Annotated in this window: 12 protein-coding genes; 3 read left to right on the forward strand and 9 right to left on the reverse strand. The window is 41.7% G+C overall.

Annotation, left to right across the window (positions count from 1 at the left end; all coding sequences use genetic code 11):
- Positions 1-29 precede the first annotated feature (29 nt).
- The 6 genes from nagB to EZV76_RS00490 form a co-directional block, all read right to left on the reverse strand.
- Positions 30-1,952 (reverse strand): glucosamine-6-phosphate deaminase, encoded by a 1,923-nt coding sequence (gene nagB, locus EZV76_RS00465; RefSeq protein ID WP_136564641.1) that lies wholly within the window; start codon positions 1,950-1,952, stop codon positions 30-32.
- 189 nt (positions 1,953-2,141) lie between these two features.
- Positions 2,142-5,483, reverse strand: a complete 3,342-nt coding sequence (locus tag EZV76_RS00470) for a VCBS repeat-containing protein (RefSeq protein WP_136564642.1) — start codon at positions 5,481-5,483, stop codon at positions 2,142-2,144.
- A gap of 134 nt (positions 5,484-5,617) precedes the next feature.
- Complete coding sequence (locus EZV76_RS00475) at positions 5,618-7,138, reverse strand: SusD/RagB family nutrient-binding outer membrane lipoprotein (protein ID WP_136564643.1); 1,521 nt, start codon at positions 7,136-7,138, stop codon at positions 5,618-5,620.
- Between the two features lie 11 nt (positions 7,139-7,149).
- A complete protein-coding gene (locus EZV76_RS00480; RefSeq protein ID WP_136564644.1) occupies positions 7,150-10,272 on the reverse strand; it encodes a SusC/RagA family TonB-linked outer membrane protein in 3,123 nt (1,040 codons plus the stop codon).
- A gap of 586 nt (positions 10,273-10,858) precedes the next feature.
- On the reverse strand, positions 10,859-11,317 hold the full coding sequence (locus tag EZV76_RS00485; protein WP_161594375.1) for a glycoside hydrolase family 20 zincin-like fold domain-containing protein: 459 nt from the start codon (positions 11,315-11,317) through the stop codon (positions 10,859-10,861).
- A gap of 7 nt (positions 11,318-11,324) precedes the next feature.
- On the reverse strand, positions 11,325-12,386 hold the full coding sequence (locus EZV76_RS00490; RefSeq protein ID WP_136564646.1) for a carbohydrate-binding family 9-like protein: 1,062 nt from the start codon (positions 12,384-12,386) through the stop codon (positions 11,325-11,327).
- A gap of 496 nt (positions 12,387-12,882) precedes the next feature.
- Between EZV76_RS00490 and EZV76_RS00495 the strand changes: the two genes are divergently transcribed.
- A complete protein-coding gene (locus EZV76_RS00495) occupies positions 12,883-13,707 on the forward strand; it encodes a sensor histidine kinase (RefSeq protein WP_313790937.1) in 825 nt (274 codons plus the stop codon).
- Entirely contained in the window at positions 13,704-14,438 is a 735-nt protein-coding gene (locus EZV76_RS00500; protein ID WP_136564648.1) for a LytR/AlgR family response regulator transcription factor, read from the forward strand. The genes EZV76_RS00495 and EZV76_RS00500 overlap by 4 nt, the downstream gene beginning before the upstream one ends.
- Positions 14,439-14,467: 29 nt before the next feature.
- Here the strand turns inward: EZV76_RS00500 and EZV76_RS00505 are convergent, their stop codons facing one another.
- The 3 genes from EZV76_RS00505 to EZV76_RS00515 form a co-directional block, all read right to left on the reverse strand.
- Positions 14,468-15,499, reverse strand: coding sequence for a sialidase family protein (locus tag EZV76_RS00505; RefSeq protein ID WP_236640818.1), 1,032 nt, complete (start codon positions 15,497-15,499; stop codon positions 14,468-14,470).
- Between the two features lie 68 nt (positions 15,500-15,567).
- On the reverse strand, positions 15,568-16,281 hold the full coding sequence (locus EZV76_RS00510; protein WP_136564650.1) for a gluconate 2-dehydrogenase subunit 3 family protein: 714 nt from the start codon (positions 16,279-16,281) through the stop codon (positions 15,568-15,570).
- Positions 16,282-16,284: 3 nt separating this feature from the next.
- Positions 16,285-18,006, reverse strand: coding sequence for a GMC family oxidoreductase (locus EZV76_RS00515; RefSeq protein ID WP_136564651.1), 1,722 nt, complete (start codon positions 18,004-18,006; stop codon positions 16,285-16,287).
- 363 nt (positions 18,007-18,369) lie between these two features.
- Here EZV76_RS00515 and EZV76_RS00520 point away from each other — a divergent pair, with 363 nt between their 5' ends.
- Positions 18,370-19,239 carry an AraC family transcriptional regulator gene (locus EZV76_RS00520; protein WP_136564652.1) on the forward strand — a complete coding sequence of 290 codons (870 nt, stop codon included), beginning with the start codon at positions 18,370-18,372 and terminating at the stop codon, positions 19,237-19,239.
- Positions 19,240-19,283 lie beyond the last annotated feature (44 nt).

Raw genomic sequence — 19,283 nt, forward strand, 5'->3', positions numbered from 1 at the left:
GGGCCTTTTTGCTATATAAATTCTAGTTTTTAGTAGTGATACCTCACAAAGGCCTCCATGGCCGCATAGCTTGCCAATCCCAAAGACTGGTATTTTTGTGCAGTTTCTTTGTTCCTATCTTCAGCTCTTACCCAAAACTCCCTTAGGTCTTCTCCTTGGAACATAACTCCGTCTTTTTGAGTTTGGTGATAAAAAATGGCTTTTCGCTTTCTTAATACCTGTGCAGGGCTCATGGGCACAGCCATCTCAATCTCATGGATTTCCCACTCATGCCATGCACCGCGGTATAACCATACCCAGCAATCTTTCATAAAAGATTTGCTTTTTAACTGCCCCAATGAAGCAAACAAGGCTTCAAGGCATACCCGGTGTGTGCCATGGGGGTCTGCCAAATCGCCCGCTGCATAAATTTGATGGGGTTTTACCTTCTCGATAATATCGTTCATGATATTGATATCCTCTTCTCCTAATGGTTTTTTACGGATTGCTCCGGTTTCATAAAAGGGGAGATCCAAAAAGTGTACCTGACTGTCTGGGATTCCCATATAACGGGTAGCACCATAACTTTCACTTCTTCTGATGTTGCCTTTGATCTTTCTTACCAATTCTGAATCAAAGTCTTCCTCGGTTTTACCATTCAGGTCTTCAATGACTTTTGAGAATGTATCTGTTTTGGTAATAGAGTTGGCCACTTCGGCTATCTTCAATGCTTCATGATCTGCCACGGCAATGTTCCCTGAAGTTTGATATGCAATATGCACCTCATGTCCTTGGGAAACCAAGCGATCAAAAGTACCCCCCATTGAAATTACATCATCATCCGGGTGCGGACTGAATATGATCACACGTTTCTTTTCCGGTGTAGCCCGTTCTGGACGGTTGGTGTCATCCGCATTGGGTTTACCACCTGGCCATCCGGTAATGGTATGTTGCAAACGGTTAAAGGTCCTAATATTGATTTCGTAAGAGGATTGTTCCGTACTCAACAAATCGGACATTCCAGAATCATTGTAATCCTTATCCGTTAATTGCAATACAGGTTTTTCTTTTTGCAAGCTGAGCCAAACCACTGCTTTATGGGTAAGATCTTTGGTCCAGTCACAAGTGCGTACCAACCAAGGTGTATCTATACGTGTAAGGTGCGCTGCAGCCTCTTTATCCAATACAAAGGTAGCATTGGAGTGTTCCTGAAGATATGTTGCGGGCACTTCGGAGCTTATCTCCCCTTCAATGGTTTCCCGAACAATCTCTGATTTGTTCTGACCCCAAGCCAAAAGAACAATCCGCTTTGCTTTTCTAATGGTACCAATACCCATGGTAACCGCTTTTCTAGGCACATTTTCAAGGCCTTTGAAAGCGGGAGCTGCATCCACACGGGTAATGTGGTCTAGTGTTATATCCCGTGTAGCCGAATTAAAGTGGGAACCCGGTTCGTTAAAACCAATATGCCCGGTTCGGCCTATCCCCAATAATTGAAAGTCCAATCCTCCAGCCTTTTCAATCTGGCTTTCATAACTGCGACAATATTTTTGTAGTTTATCAGGTGATACGGTACCATCTGGGATGTTTACGTTTGCCGGATCTATATCCACGTGATCGAACAAATGCTGGTGCATAAAGTAATGGTAGCTTTGAATATTGTTCCGTTCCATGGGATAATATTCATCCAAATTGAAGGTTACCACATTTTTAAAACTAAGTCCCTCTTCCTTGTGCATACGCACCAACTCTTCATAGACTTTTATGGGTGATGACCCCGTTGCCAATCCCAATACACATTTTTTGCCTGCTTCCTGCTTTTTCCGAATCAGCTTTGCAATTTCCTTGGCCACTTCGAACGAACCTGTTTTGGAATCGTTGAAAATAACATTGTGGATTTTCTCAAAGCGGGTATCTTCAAATTGACCCGCAGGTTGGTACTGGATTGATTTTGGTTCTATGGCTACTTCCATAACAGTTGCTTATAGTGTTAATTGACAAAGATACTTCAATTTTTCCCCAAGTCCTTATCAAAACAAGGTGAAATAGGTTATGATAATGCTATGTTTTTATGCCATTTGTTGTATCTCAAATTCTTAAGTTTATCTTGATTAAAAGTTAACCTCAAAATCACAAGGGTCATCTTTCGACCTCTGATCTAACTATTCTGGGTTCATCTCAAAAACTTGCAATGGTCCATCATTGTTTACCACGATTACAAAGTTGCGGTCCAATATTTTCATTGCCGTCATTTTTCTGGCATCGGCATTATTAAAGAATCCGCTTTCATTTCCCATCAGTGCTTTAAAAGTCCCTTGGCCATCTCCCAACAATAAAGCACCAGTACCGGCATCGTTTCTTGGGGTTTCTATTTCCGAAACAAAAAGGTTCCCTACTACCAATGCATCCAGATTACCGTCTCCATTAAAATCCTTGACCAAAATATCATTGATGTTGGACAACTGGGCCATTCTGGGCAGTTGATGTATCTTAAAGTCACCATTCCCCAAATTTTCAACATAAGAGGAAGCAAAAGTACTTGCTGTATAGTGCAATGCGCTTTTTAGATTTTGATTTCCATACACCTCATCCAATTCCAAAGCGGCAAATACATTGTACTTCTTAAATTTTTCCTTGAGCATGGGCACCTGCTCTGACGAACAAGAAAATCCTCGCAAGGGATAATGCTTGTCATCATTGTAGTATCCCAAAACTATGTCATACTTCTCATTGCCATCAAAATCATTATAATAGATGTCAAAGGGTTTTTCCTTGGAAGTTTTGTACTTGTAGTTGAGCCCTAAGTTTCCGGCAATGTAATCCATATCACCATCATGATCAAAATCACCCTGTTCAATACTAAACCACCACCCCGAAGATTCCATTAAACCATTTGCGGTAACTTTACTCAAATGACCATTTTCGTTGTTAAAGATTGTAATGGGCATCCATTCGCCAACGAGGGTAAGGTCCAAATCCCCATCTGCATCATAATCACTCCAAACCGCATCGGTCACCATACCAAGATTTTCCAATTCAGGAGCCACTTGTCTGGTCACATTCACCAATTGGCCATTATTGTTCTGAAGAAGCATGCTACTGGCAGGTAACGGATATTGATGGGGCCAAAGCCTACCTCCCACAAAAAGATCTATATCCCCATCCATGTCATAATCGGAAGCTTTCACCACAGATCCGCTATCCCTTCCAATGTTGGGGATTGCCGCTTTTGAAAAATTTCCCTTGCCATCATTCATGTAAAGGCGATCTACATAGCGAAAATCGTTCACTGGATATTCATTGCCTCCACTTACCACATATAAATCCAAATGCCCATCACCATTGATATCAACAAAAAGTGCATCGACATCCTCAAAAGGTTTTTCCTTATCCCAAAGTGTCTCGTTACTTTTTATAAAGTTTCCATTGCTTTGCTGGACAAATAAATTTGCAGGAAGCCCTGTGGCACCACCCACAAAGACATCATCCAAACCATCTCCATTTACATCTCCCTTGGCCAGAGAAGGGCCAAACTGGGACATTTTATGGGGCAACAGCACTTGTATATCATAATCATCAAACTTGTTTTCTTCGTGCTGATATTGCAATCCCACTATCTCACTTCCATCACTAAAGATTGGTACTTTTTCCTTATCTTTTATTGTATATGGTTTTCCTTCATCCATGGAAAGCTCCAATACTGAATTGGCCTTAACGTTGTACAAGAGAGTTTTGGTACCATTGGGCCATAGAACTGAAACGCTGTCCACCTGGGCATGATTACCTACTCCAAAATGCACATAGGGTTCACTGGTGGAGTAAATCCCCCTCACATTGGTTGTTTCCCCCAATTGGGATTCATTACCCAAATACACATTGACCTTGGCCCCAAAAACCGACTTATGGTCTTTGTCCTTTAACTTAATCCTGATGTAATTGGAGTTGCCCAATGACTCTGAATTGTTTCGATATACAAATGCTATTTCATTGATATTGTTGACCACCAAATCCAAGTCTCCATCATTATCAAAATCGGCGTATGCCGCTCCGTTGGAAAAGGATTCTTGGCTTAAACCCCATTCCTCCCTGACTTTCTCGAACTGTAAGTTTCCCTTGTTTTTAAAAGCGTAGTTTTTTAGAGGTTGTGATGGAATTGGTTCAAGCGCCTTTTTAAGATCGATAATATCAAAGATTGAGGCCAAATTTCCTCCATCAGGATGGTTTTTAATCCAATCTGCCCTTGTCTTTGCAATATATTCCGCTACTTTTTTATCTGCATCTGTGTTCCGTATTTCGCGTAGCAGACCATTGGTAACAAAGGCGTCTTTTAGACCATCATTATCAAAATCGGCAATAAGGTTTGACCAGCTCCAATCGGTTGCCTCCATTCCCGTTATCTGTGCCACATCGCTGAATGTTCCATTCCCATTGTTCAGCTGAAGACTGTTGTACATGTATTGATAGTAACCACCATCGTTATACACATCCCAAAAAGAGTTGCGATCCATGCCGCTCATATTGGATTTCAGCCTATAATTGTCTTCAGAAACCATGTCCACCACAAAGATGTCCAAAAGGTTGTCGTTATTGATATCTGCAATATCCACTCCCATACTGAAGTATGAGATATGGTTCATGGCATTTTCTAGAGCATTTGTGAACGTACCATCTTGGTTATTGATGAACAAAAAGTCCGGGGCATAGAAATCATTGGCCACATAAAGATCAGTCCATCCATCATTGTTTATGTCACCCGCACAAACTCCATTGGGAAACCCAACCATATCCAAACCTGCAGAAGCGGTAACATCCTCAAATTTATCATCTCCAAGGTTCCGATAGAATTTGAGATTGTATTGCTCTTGTAAGAGTGTTGTTCCCTTATAATCGGATAAGCTACCGGGATTGGGCGGTTGGATCAAAAGAAAAAGGTCTAACCATCCATCTTTGTCATAATCCAAAAAAGTGGCATGCCTAGTGCGCTGGTCATTGTCCACGCCAAACTTTTTGGCACTCTCCTCAAAAGTGCCATCCCCTTTGTTGATATAAAGAAGATTGGTACGCCATTTTGGTTTATCATCATAGAGTTCTCGGCTTACATAGATATCCAAATGGCCATCATTGTTTACATCTGCAACGGTAACACCTGTGGACCAGCCACCGTCATCCTTTATTCCAGATTGCTCCGTGACATCCTTAAACTTTAAATTTCCTTGGTTAAGGTAAAGTTTGTCTGGAACCATGTTTCCAGCAAAATACAGGTCTTGGAGGCCATCATTGTTAAAATCCCCAACCCCCACACCAGCACCTCCATAAAAATTGGCATAGCGAAGAATATTGTGCTCTTTAAGATCTCTTACCTCGTTAGAAAAAGATATTCCCGTGTATTCGGAATCCATCAATGTAAAACGAGGCGAATCTTTCTTTTCCTGTGCAATGGCCACCCAAAAAGGGATAGCTGCCAGAGTCACCGTAAAAAACTGGCAAAGAGATAGCTTTAGCATTGATCAAATGAATTTATTTCCTTGAAAATATAGCAAAAATAAAGGGAAGTTTCCTTCCCTTTATCAACTACTAACTCAGCTTAAAATTAACTTGAAAATTAAACTTAAAGTTTATAAAAACTACTGATTGGTTCCTACTGAGCATCCCACCAAACACGAGTGGTCAAGACGTCTGGTCCTTGACGTGAAATGGCCTCGTTATAGTTTTCAGGGTTGTTTACCTGCTCACTTTCCGAATAGGTCAACCTTCTTGGAATGGTACCATTGGTAACATTACCAGGATAGTTTACGGGAACCAAAACTGGGAAACCAGTTCTTCTCCAGTTGGAGAATGATTCGTACTCATTCAAGAAAGTGGCGGCCCAATACTGTGTATTGATTTGCTCCAAGGCATTACCAGCATCATAAGGGTTATTAGCCAAATAGTCATCAATGTCGGCAGAGGCAATTTCACCTCCAGGTCCGTACATGGCCAACATTTCCATAGCAGCCCTAACGCCATTGTTGTAATGGGTCTCGGCATCACCAGCAAGTCCCCATCTTACATTGGCCTCAGCCAACATAAACTCAACTTCGGCATAGGTTTGGAAGAACATTGGAGCATCAACTCCTGTAATTAACAACCTATTAGGCTCTGAATATGCTTGAACATTGGTTTCTCCTGTAAGATCTTCCAACAATCCAGCATCCAATCCATTAGGAAGTCCTTTTTGCGCTGCAGGATCTAAACGCTCAGCATCAGTCCTTTCTGTATCATCACCAACACTTAGAGGCAAGGATCCCAAAACGGTCAGTCTAGGATCACCGTTGTTGATCATAAAATCAACAAATGTCTTACTTAGACGTGGATTTCCATCAGCAAGGAAAACTTCTCCGTTTCCATTTTGGTTGATTCCCTCTGGACCATTGGAATGAGGCACATAAAAAATATCTGCGTTAGACTCCATAACCCCACCATTGATAGCTTTGGTTACCCAAGCTTGGGCACCGGCAGGATCTACTTTGATCAAACGGAATCCCAATCGTAACATTAGGGAATTTGCCAAACGCTTCCATTTGCCTTGATCCCCATTATAAATTACATCTGCCGAACCAAAACCTGAAGTTCCAGACCCTAAGGCAGCAGCAGACTCTTCCAATTCTTTTAGCATGTCTGCATAAATTTCACTCTGCGGATCATATTTAGGCTGCACAATCTGTCCAATTACAGCCTTACCTGCTTCGCTGTAAGGGATGTCTCCGTAAAGGTCTGTCAATCTGGAAAAAGCAAAAACTCGCAAAATACGTGTAATGGCTTTCATTTCATCAGGACTACTTTCGGTATCCAATTGAAGCAACATATCTTCAACTTGCTTCACTACCCCAGTATAATATCTGTCCATTAGAGAGGAAGCATATCCTCTGTTCCAAGTATACTTATCACCACTCCAGTACCCAGCCGTTGTAGCAATGTGCTGCATCATGGTGGATTGGTATATTAAGTTGGCCCTCCAGTTGTCGTAACGCTCACTGGACGCCAACAATATTGCCGCTGTAAGTTTATTGGCAACATCTACCTGGACCGGTTTCGTTGGATTAACGTTCACGTCTTCAAAGCCCTCGTCACATGCTCCGAGCAAGAAGACAAACAATATGATATAAATTGATCTTTTCATAATTCTTTTTTTTAAAACTTAATGTTGCAACTTACTCCATAGCTTCTAGACGAAGGAACACCAAAATATTCAAGACCTTGTGAATTTCCAGAGTTATAAGCACTTTCTGGATCCACATTATCTATACTTCTCTTGATGTAAAATAGGTTCTGACCTATTAAACTCACATTAACACTGCTCAAGAACGTCTTATCCAATATTTTGCTTGGAAGTGAATAGCCTAAGCTTATTTGTCTAAACTTGATATAATCTGAATCTTCCACGAAATACTCAGCAATATCGTTTACACGACCGTAGTAAGTTTCCAAATTCGCTGGAGTTACGGTAGTCGTAAAGGAAGTTCCCGTACCAGTATCCGCATTGAAAGTAGAACCATCGATTCCCGTAACGCTCAAGCCATTTTCCCTACCATTAAGAGTCTCTTTATGAAGTCCAGCCCCATAAGCAACAGTATTGGTACCTGAGAACAATTGACCTCCAAACTTACCATCAATCAAGAAACTTAAACTTAAGTTCTTATATCGGAATGTATTGGTAAAACCTACTTGCCAAGGTGGAACACCTTGACCCAAGATTTTTCTTTCTCCTTGTCTTGGGATTGGAACACCATCTCCATCCAAATCATATACAATGTTTCCGTCGTTATCCCTAACAAAAGAAGTTCCGAATATTACACCGTAGCGCTCCCCAACAACATGGGAAATGTTCACGTTCTGCGTACGTGGCTCATCCAAGGTCACATTTCCGTTCTCTGGGTTGGTTGCCGTTACCAAACCTTCGTTGAATGAAGCGTTTACAGAAGTATTCCACTCAAAGTTGGCATTACGTATTGGAGTACCGGAAAGCAACACTTCCACACCTTTGTTCTCAATCTTACCAAGGTTTGCAGTTGCATTGTTGTACCCTGAAGCTATGGAAGTTGTAACATTTACAATATCATCTGTAGTTTCATTGGTATAGTACGCCAAATCCAAGGACAGTCTGTTTCCAAAGAAGCGAGCATCAACACCTACTTCCACTTCACTCTTATTCCATGGCACCAAATTGGCATTTGGAACAGTACCACCAGTAACCCTACCTAGAGGCTGACCCAAGTGCCCTTGACCAAATATCTCATAAGTCAAGGCCAACTGATAGGCCGAATCAGCTCCACCAGCTGTTTGCGCATAACCACCACGTAACTTCAAGAAATCTATGGCAGTTGGCATTTCAAACATGTCCGAAAGAATCAAACTGGCATTCACCGAAGAGTAAAAATCATTGTTTGGTGTGGTCTTGCCTGGGAAAGAAAGTGTGGAGAACCAGTCATTTCTTCCTGTGAAGGTCAAGAACGCATAGTCTTTATATGAGAATTCAACAGACCCGTAAAGCGACCCTATTTCTCTTTCGCTATACTCCCTACTTCTTCCTTGATTGGTCAAGTTTGCAACATCTTCCAAACCAGGAACGATGAATTGGGAACCATCCAGTCTAAGTCTTTCAAACTCAATAGAGTTTTTGTTGGCACCAAAAAATGCAGAAACACCAAATGCATCTGTGATATCCTTATCAATACCCAACATCAAGTCAGAATCTATCTGGGAATATATACGTTCTTCTTCGTTCATGGCTCCAAGAGGAGTATAAGCTGTTCCCCAAGGCTCCACACCTGTAGACTTTCTTGTATAGTGGTCAATACCAACCCTACCTGTTAAATATAACCAGTCTAAGATGTCGTAACGAAGCGACGTAGAAGCAATAATCCTGTTCTTGGTATCCTCATTCCTAAAATTATAGGCGGCCCAATATGGGTTTTGGGAGAATGTATTATCAGAATATGACCTTTCCCTACCATCTTCATCCGCACCAGGATTCATAAACCTTACATCCACGTTGGGAGAAAGAAGTCCCACAGTATAGTTGGCATTACCAGGTGCATCTGAAAGTCTTGGTCTGTTCATTACATCTTCCACGATGTATTTGGCATTGATCTGCGCAGTAAGTTTTTCATTCAATACTGCCCCGGCATTCAAGGAGAATGTTTTTCTGTTCAAACCAGAATTGGGAACAACATCATCATTGGAAAGATCAGAGGCCGAAAACCTAAAGTTCAAATCTTCCGATCCACTGGACAATGCCACAGTGTTAATAAAGGTAGAACCTGTCCTGTAGAAGTGATCGTAGTTGCTTCCCACATATGAATATGGTCTTTCAACACCATCCCACTGCACCACAGAGGACCCATCCAATCTAGAACCCCAAGCGGAGTTACCAAAAGCCAAAGCTTCAGCTTGGGAAGTAGGCGCTTCACCAAATCTACCTTGACCATACTCGGTCTGAAAATCAACAAGACTGGTGTTGACCTTATCAAACTGGACTGAGGTACTGAATTCAACCCCAAAACCTTTTTGATCTCTACCACTCTTTGTAGTAATCAAGATTACACCGTTACCACCCCTAGATCCGTAGAGTGCAGTAGCCGAACCACCTTTTAGCACAGATACCGACTCGATATCATCTGGGTTGATACTGGAGATACCGTCACCTCCATCATTACCTCCCCACAAACTTGCGGCTCCGTTGTTGTCGTTTCCAATAGGAATACCATCAACAACATACAATGGCTGGTTGTTTCCTGTAAGAGTACTGTTACCCCTAATGATAACCCTACTGGAACCTGCGGCCCCTGTTGAGTTTTGGGTAATGTTCACCCCCGCAATCTTACCTTGAAGCGCATTGATCGCGTTTGGGGTTTTGATCGAAGAAATTTCTTCGCCCCCAACTTCAGTAAGGGAGTACCCCAATGCCTTGGTTTCTTTCCTGATACCCAAAGCGGTCACCACCACTTCACCAAGTTGCTCTGCATCTTCCTGCATAGTCAGGTTGATTGAGGTTCTTCCGTTCGCCGGAACCTCAACAGTTCGCATTCCCAATGAAGAAAACACCAAGGTTGCATTTCCGCCTGATACGGTTATGCTGTAGTTTCCATCAAAATCCGATGATACACCATTACTGGTTCCTTTTTCAACAATGTTGACTCCAGGAAGCGGAACCCCCGCTTCATCAGAAACCGTTCCGGTAATTGTTTGCGCCAAAGCCCCCTGTATAGAGAACAACACCGCAAAAACAAGTACATACTTTAGTTTTTGAATCATGTTAGTTTTTTTTGTTTGATTGTTAGATAATAGTCGAGTTTAATTAACTTAAAGTTAACACAAAAAGTGAAAATCCCCAATACTTGGAGATTCCTGAAAAATTTTCGACCAACAACGGAGGTGAAAGGCCGAATGGCATATTTATTTCTTAAAATGACAAATGATTAGTTTTTAAAATGGCAATGCCCTAAAATAAGCGTTTACAAATTGCATTTTTATTAATGCGTCTTTTAAGGTAGAACCACGCAATATCCCTACCAAGACCCAAACCCCTTAAGATTATGACCATTAGGCAAAAGCTTTCGCCAAACAATTATTTTACATTGCAGAGACCACACAAAATAAGACCGGCCAACTTAAAAAGTTGGCCGGTCTTTAGGCAATTAACTAAAACTAAAGTATTCATACTGATTACTAGTCTTAAAAGTGCTACAATAGAATCTAGTGGAGAAAAAATTTAGACCAACGACTACGCTTGATAGCTCAACATCAAGGACCTAGATTACAAAAAGATTCCCGAACAGGTTTAATCCGGTAACTCCCTCAATTTTAATTGATAATAAAAAACATGTGGATTCTCTACCTATTAGCGATAGCTTTCCTGAATTTCAATTGCAGGTACTTTCCAAACCATTTCCTTGGTTTCTGGTATATTGGAAAGCAAGGTTGCCAGCTTTTCCTGCGCATGTTCAAACCCTTCCCGGGAAGAGGATTCCATGATAATACGATTGGATGTTACGGACAAAAGGTAAGCCCCTTCTTCCAACTCAGGGTTCATTTTAAGCAAAACATAGTTCTTCTCGGGCTCTTGCGCTGCAATTTTTGGCTCCCATCCCATCACTTCTTGAAACATGGGCTTCAGCACAAACAAAGAAGTGTCATCGGTTTGGGAGTCAAACACAAAATAGGTTTCCCTTGTAAGCTCAAATTGCTGTTTGCTTCCATTTTCTTTAGCCTGAACATGTCTTGGTGGTGCCCCTATATTATCCAAACAAGATAAGGCCAAAAGAGCTACAAGAAACGCAATAACCACTTGTTTGTTCATAAGCATGTTATTTTATGGGATAATATTTACCATCTTCAGTAATGATATATGACTTGCCTGTAAATGGACTTTTGGCTTGTATGGACCATCCAACCCTATGCACCTCCATATCCAATTCAACTTTTGTCCCATCCTCCAATACTGGCCTTGAATCAAGTTCAGCCAAATCCGTAGCCCATTTCCCATTCTTTGAACGATGTTCTTTCTGTGCCCTGTATAATTTGTACAGCAGCCATCTGATTTGCTCGTCTCGTGGAATAACAAAGGAATCCTCATCACCTGCAACATTTGGGGAAAAATAGGCATATCCCCAATGTTCTGGCTCGTGCATGTTGATTACCCCTTGTGGGGACCACACCCAATTATATTCCCTGAGAAACTTCCCATTGACATCCTTTTTTCTACCATATTTCCCATTCGTCAACTCAAAGTCCCAGTTAACCCTGGAAAAGTTTACCCGCCAAAACTCACCTTCCGGTATTTTGTTACCTCCACTGGCCTCTGTAAGGACAGACCAAGGCATGGCCACCTCCACGCTCCAACCTTTGTCCATATCACTTGGATCATTAAGGGAGCCATCAATATGTACCGCCGATTTAAGACCAAGAATTTCCCAACTATCCACTACGGGGCTATGCTCCCTGTAAGGCTTGGTCAGATAAAGATCCCAAACCGTGTTGAGGGCATTCATTTCAAATTCATAATAATTATGGGTGTCTCCATCTGGGTCAATAAATATCTCAAAATCGTTGTTGTAAAAAATAACCGTATCCCTTTGTTTCAGGTTTGCCCATACATGGGGCTCCTTAAGCTCGGCAAAGAAGTACATATAATTTTCATCCCACAACATGCGCACGTTAGTTTGGTAGGCAGGTGATTTAACACCTTCGATATCTATGAAGTTTTCGGAGACTTGGGCTTTTTCCCATGCCATCTCTTTGGCTTGCCCATCTATGGTAAGAGGTTCTTCAGCTTTATACACTACTATGGACCGGGGTTCTTTTATTCCCTGACCCAAGCCTATTGCATACCCACACATTACCAAAATAAAAAAAAGCCTTTGAGCCATGCCCTTCATTTATCCACTATTGTTTTCGCATCTAGTATTACATTGATTGCAAACACATTATGACCGGGACTCCTTCAATGAAAATAAATTCCTTTCTTTGCCAAAAATGGAACCTTGGGCCAAAATGGTGTTTGAATCATGGTAAAAATTCCTAATTTAATCTGTATTTACAGTTCTTTATTAGACCAATGACAGCTGACCGAGGACAAATGTTTAAAAAAAGTAACCTTTTGTTTTAATGTATCTTCAAAAACAAATCAAGAATAAATTTTTAGTGAACGCCGTGGCAGAATACAAAATCACGGCATGGCATCATGTTGTGTTCTGGGCCATTTATTTCACTTTTAATTTTCTGAGGTGGGGGAGCTATTTTAACGATTACCTGTATTCTTTCAAGTCGAATCTCTTAGGGTTTCCGATTCATATTTTCCTTACATATTTTACCATTTATTATTTAATCCCAAAGTTCATATTTAAACGGAAGTTCTTCACTTTCATGATCATTCTCATATCGAGTATTTTTCTGATGGTGTTCCTTAAATATCTTCTTACCTATAGCCTGATAAGCTACAACGTTTGGCCAGAAGGCCCTGAAACCCATAGCCTTACATTTAATTACGCCATAGTAATGATGCTCGGCGAACTCTATGTAATCACTTTTGTAGCTTCCATAAAACTGACCATTGATTGGTTGCGTGAGACAGGGCGGGTTGCCAAACTTGAAAAAGAGCAACTGGAGACCGAGCTTCGATTTCTACGGGCACAAATATCCCCACACTTCTTTTTCAACACGCTCAACAACATTTACTCCCTTAGTCTTGAAAAGTCGGACAAAACCCCTGAGACCATCATAAAATTGTCTGATCTTATGCGATACGTACTGTACGAGACAAAGGATAAGGACCAAAGCCTGGCCAAGGAAATTGTTTTCATAAAGAATTATCTAGATCTGGAGAAAATAAGATACACCCAGAACCTTCAACTTGATTTCAATGTTATTGGAAATCCAAAAGGCAAAAGAATCGCCCCTATGTTGCTGGTCCAGTTCATTGAAAATGCTTTTAAGCATGGCGCCAATCAGAATATTGGGAAAGTCAAAATAAGCATCGAGATAAAAATCGAAGAAAAATTCCTATACTTTAGAATTAGCAACACAAAACCCAAAAACCATATCTTGCCGACCAAAAAGAAAACGGGCGGCATAGGACTTTCCAATGTGGAGAAAAGATTAAAACTGCGTTATGGAGATGAAGAATACCGTTTGGGTATCTATGAGGAATCAGACGAATATGTTGTAAACTTAAAGCTCAAGCTCAGATGAAGTTAAAATGTGTGATTATTGATGATGAGCCCTTGGCAGTAAAGGTCATTCAAAACTATATTTCCCAAGTAAAGGAACTGGAAGAAATAAAGGCTTTTAACAATGCTATTGACAGCCTTCCCTTTATCAGGGAACACAAACCTGATTTGCTTTTCTTGGACATAAACATGCCCATTATTGACGGTTTTAGTTTCTTGGACAGTTTGGACACCAAGCCCATGGTAGTCATTACATCGGCCCATGCGGAATACGCGGCAAAAGGTTTTGACTTGGAGGTGTTGGACTATTTGGTAAAGCCCATAGCCTTGCCCCGATTTATAAAGGCTGTGAACAAAGCCATGACACATGCACAAAAACATCAAACATCCGCAACTGTACGGGAACATGTCTTTGTAAAGGTGGACAAGAAAAAAATGAAGAAAATCCATTTGGATGAAATCATTCTAGTGGAAAGCCTTAAGGATTACATTAAGATCATAACTGCCAATGGCAACTATGTTGTGCACAAAACTTTAAGTGCCTTTACCGAAGAGATCTCCAATGAAAAGTTTATCCGCATACATAGATCCTATACGGTTTCTTTGGACAAAATTGAGGCTTTGGAAGGGAACAGTGTAGAGATTGCTGGCAAAAGATACGTTATAGGTCGTAGCTATTTAGAAGATGTTAAAGCCAGTATATTAGATCGTTCCATATCCCATACTGGAAGCAAATCCGATTCAACCGAATAGAAAAGCCAACACTTTTGCGCAATCTTATCTTAATCAAGCGCTATTTTTAGATATTTAATCTTAGACCTATCGTAGGTATAGGTTATATGGACAGTACCTTGAGTATCTTGAATAATGGCCGGATAGCTAAATTCTCCTTTTTCATGATCCTCCAACTTCAAAATATCGTGCCAAAGATTGCCATCACTACTATATGCCAAATTTAATTTTTCCCTGCCATTGGACCAATCCTCCCCACTGACTCCAGGATTGTACACGAGCAAATACCCGCCTTTCTTCAAGGAAACTGCATCTATGCCACTATTAGGATTGGGAACAGAAGTTGTAGACGCCTTGGACCACGTTAATCCAGAATCACTACTCACACTTTCCATAATCACATCTTGATTACTCCGCAACAGCGCCTTTATATTTCCATTCGGGAGGTGTAACAATGTAGGTTGAATTGTTTTAATGCCTTCCCCTGAGGGGATATGGGACTTGGTCCATGTAGTTCCACCATCAGCGGATATTTCCACATGGGATTTCCAAATGGCGCCATCTTCAATTTCTACGCTGGAGGGACTCAAAACAAGCTCATCACCAATTTGTATGGGCTTATTTTTGATTGGACCCAATATTCCATCAGGTAATCGACGGGATTCAGACCAAACTTTTTTATTATCATCCATAATAGAGTACATACCCCACCATGTGGAAGGAGAAGGTCCTACCTTGTAGAACATTACAACTTGATCTCGATTGTTTGCAAACAGTACGGGATTCCAACAGGGATATCTTAGGGTATCACTGACCACTCCATTGGCAATCAATCTTGGGGCACTCCAATTCCCAGAGGTATTAGAGCTTGCATAAATGGCCACGTCGGGATGTCTTTCGTGGGTTCCCCCAAACCAAGCCGCCATGACCGAGCCATCCGCCATCCCAACCAAAGTGGAGGCATGGCATTGGGCAAACGGAGCTTCTTCAAAAATAAATTCTTCCGAAAGAAGCTTTACTTTCGGAACAAGAGGATTTTGGGAAAAACCAAAGGCCCAGAACAGACAAACAAATGTCCACATACAGGGCCTTATCATTTTATATATTCCTGCACTGGACAGGATCAATGAACTATTTTTTAAAGACAAAATCAGCTAATGAGGTTACCGTCCTCGTCCCATTCTGCTACAATGTTCCGCTTGCTCTGGTCCACACATTTGGCCAACCACTCCGGCTCGTAGGACACCCCATGCTGATCAAGGACATCTTGGGGAACACCATCCCATACATTGGGCATATTTCCTTTGTAACCCAGTTCCTCTATCCCAATTTTTGAGGTATAGAAACCTGTCATGGTATGGTTCCTGACCAAAGAGAAGAAGTTCACCTCAAAGGGTCTTTCGCTTGAAGGCACATCTGGATCGTAATAGGCAATCCCGTCCAGAATACTTTTTTGCTGTTCTTCCGTAGCTGATTTGAACTCGGTTCCAAATTCGGTATTGCTCTTATGGTCCAACCACATCAATCCACCCCTAAGATCCACCTGCATTTGCGGTAGGTCCTTAGCCATGAATTCTATAAAAGGTACCACCTCAGCATCGGAAGCACTCTTGAACTCCGCACCTCCCGGTAAGATCAAATCACAAAGCACGGTCATGGTGGCCGCCTCATGGTCATTGAAAAAACGTTCCCGTTCCAATTCGGCCACATGTTCATTTTCCCTATCGGTGCGCCATTTTACAGCAGTGGGGTCCAAAGCGACCTCTTCAACCGGGGTTTCCGCTCCAGGCTTACATCCATTGATGGCCAGACCTCCGGCCACGGAACCCAATACAATCGATTTTAAACTTTTCCTTCTATCCATGACCTACAGGTTTTGTTTTTTCAATTGGTCCACTATATATTCTGAGGCCCTCCATGAGAGTGCCAAAATTGTCCATGTACAGTTTTTGTCGGCCTGGGACACAAATGGCCCTGCATCAACTACAAATACATTGTCCGCATCGTGCAATTGCTGATACTTATTGGTAACCGATGTCTTAGGATCATCTCCCATACGGGTAGTTCCCACTTCGTGAATGATTCGCCCGGGAGTATGCAGACCGTAATCTGCCTCTTTTCCGGGCTTGCTTCCGAGCACTTCACCACCAAGATTGGTAAGTATTTGCTCAAAGGTATCGTGCATGTGAATGGCTTGCTTATGCTCATATTCGGACCATTTGTAATGGAAACGCAATACAGGGATACCCCATTCATCGACCGTGTTGGGGTCTATTTCACAATAGTTGTCCTTATAGGCAATAGACTCTCCCCGTCCACTTAGCCCCACCAAGGCCCCATAATATTTTTTGGCATCGCTACGTAGCACATCTCCATAACCGCCGACCTTGGTTCCGAAGAATTTATTGAACTCGTTGACATTAAAGCCAAAACCGTAGCTTGGCATACCCATACCGCCCCATATTTCAATATGGTAGCCTCGTGGGAAATCCAGTTTGGAGTTATCGCCCCACCAAGGTGAATACACATGCATTCCGCCTACCCCATCTTCATTGTATGACACCTTTCGGTTCATCAAATCGGGAACGAAGGCCATTCTGTCCGCCCCAGTGGAATCATGGAGATATTTACCCACAATATCACTACTGTTCCCCAATCCATTGGGGTGTTGTGGACTCTTGGAATTCATCAGAATCCTAGCGGTACTACAGGCAGATGCACCCAATACCACTACTTTGCCCTTGAGCTTATATTCTTTTCTGTCTTCTTTATTGATATAGGAAACTCCGGTTGCCTTACCTTCATCATCAACCGTTACTTCACGAACCACACAGTTCACGAACAAATCCACTTGACCCCTACTCTTCTGGGCCGGGAAAATCAAACAGGTCCCTGCTGAAAAATCAGCATATACCTGACAGGCACGGCTACACTGTCCACAATAGAAACAGACCCCTCTGTCATTGTTGATCCGCTTGGTAAGCATGGACATCCGCGATGGATATACCGGAACTCCGGTTTTTCTCGCTCCCTTGATATAGAAAAGCTCATGCAGCCTTGGTTTTGGGGGAGGAAGGAAAAATCCATCTGGATTATTGTGGATGTTCTCCTTGGTTCCAAACACCCCTATCATTTTGTCCACCTTGTCGTAGTATGGCTTTACGTCATCGTAGCTTATGGGCCAATCATCCCCGTGGCCATCAATACTTTTGTGCTTAAAATCGTCCGGACCAAAACGCAAAGAGATACGCCCCCAGTGGTTGGTACGCCCTCCCAACATGTGGGAACGAAACCAATCGAACTTGGTGCCATCCTTGTGTGTATAGGGCTCCCCTTCAATCTCCCAACCTCCGTAGGCAGAATCAAAATCTCCAAAGGGTCTTACTGTGCCAGCCCCTCTTCTGGGCGACTCGTAGGGCCACCTTAATTGTGTTTTCTGTTCTGGATCGGCTGGATCAAAGAACGGACCTGCCTCCACCACGGCCACTTTCAGGCCTGCATCGGCCAGTACTTTTGTGGCCATACCTCCTCCTGCTCCAGAGCCTACAACTATGGCATCATATACCGTTGAATCTTCTATTATCTGCATTGCGACTTTTAATTCTTTCTATTATACATTAAAGCGGGTTAGCTCCCAAAGATGAAAAATAGGGGTAAAAATTTAATACAACAATAAATCTGTATCAAATTCTTAACTTTTGATAGCCAAACCAACACTTTCTTGACATATCGTTAATATTCTTACTTTTCCGCATAGCATTTTAAATTTTTTAGACCAACGACGAATCCAAATAGATTAATGTACCAAGAGAACTTCCCCAACACTCAATGGTTTTATCTTGACCAATACAGCATTTACTATCAAAACAAATTCACTTAAGCGTACTATTTATACCTTTTTAAAGAGGTTTTAATAAAATCTGTACATTTATGCACACTGAATTGTGCAATCATGAAACTTCATTTGCTAAATCGGAGAAGCAACACCGGCTCTTCTTTTACCATTACCCATAATTGCCATCCTCATTTTTTAAAAATTTGGCACTATCATGCCGAACTCGAACTGGTATTGATTAAAAAAAGTACCGGCACACGGTTTATTGGAGACAGTATTCAAAAATTTCAAGTTGGCGAAGTAGTACTTTTAGGGAAGAACCTACCCCATATGTGGTTAAATGATGAATCTTATTTTGAAGAAGATATTCCCGACGCGGCCGAAGCCATATCCATCCATTTTACCGAAGATTTTTTGGGGGAGCATTTTTTCAAATCTGCCGAATTTTCACATATTGGCCTTATGCTGCGCACAGCATTGAGAGGCATTAAATTCCATTCCATCCCTCCTGTCTTATACGAGTCTTTCGAAAACATGCTCTCCATGAACGCCTTCTCCAAAGCAATAGCTTTGATTGAACTATTGAACCAATTGGCCAGACATAAAGAATATGAACTGTTGTCCAGCATTGGATATGTGAACAGCTTTGGGCAAATTGAAAATGAAAGACTTCGCAAGGTATATGAATACATTTTTGACAACTTCAAGAGTGATGTCAACCTAAACAATGTAGCAGAATTGGTAGGGATGAATCCATCAGCCTTTAGTAGATTCTTTAAAAGAATACACCGAAAACCATTTACGCGATATCTCAACGAGATACGCATTGGGTATGCTTGCAAACTGTTGCTTGAAAGCGAAAACAGCATTGCAGGAGCAGCTTATGAATCAGGGTTTAATAACATTTCCAACTTTAACAGACAGTTCAAGGCCATTAAAGCTACATCCCCTACTGATTACATCAAATCATACAAAAAATCCGGGTGATTTTGCATTAAGGCAAAAAAAGTATTGAATTCGGTACTTTTTTA

It is taken from the genome of Flagellimonas alvinocaridis, from assembly GCF_004916895.1.
Taxonomy (GTDB): Bacteria; Bacteroidota; Bacteroidia; order Flavobacteriales; family Flavobacteriaceae; genus Flagellimonas; species Flagellimonas alvinocaridis.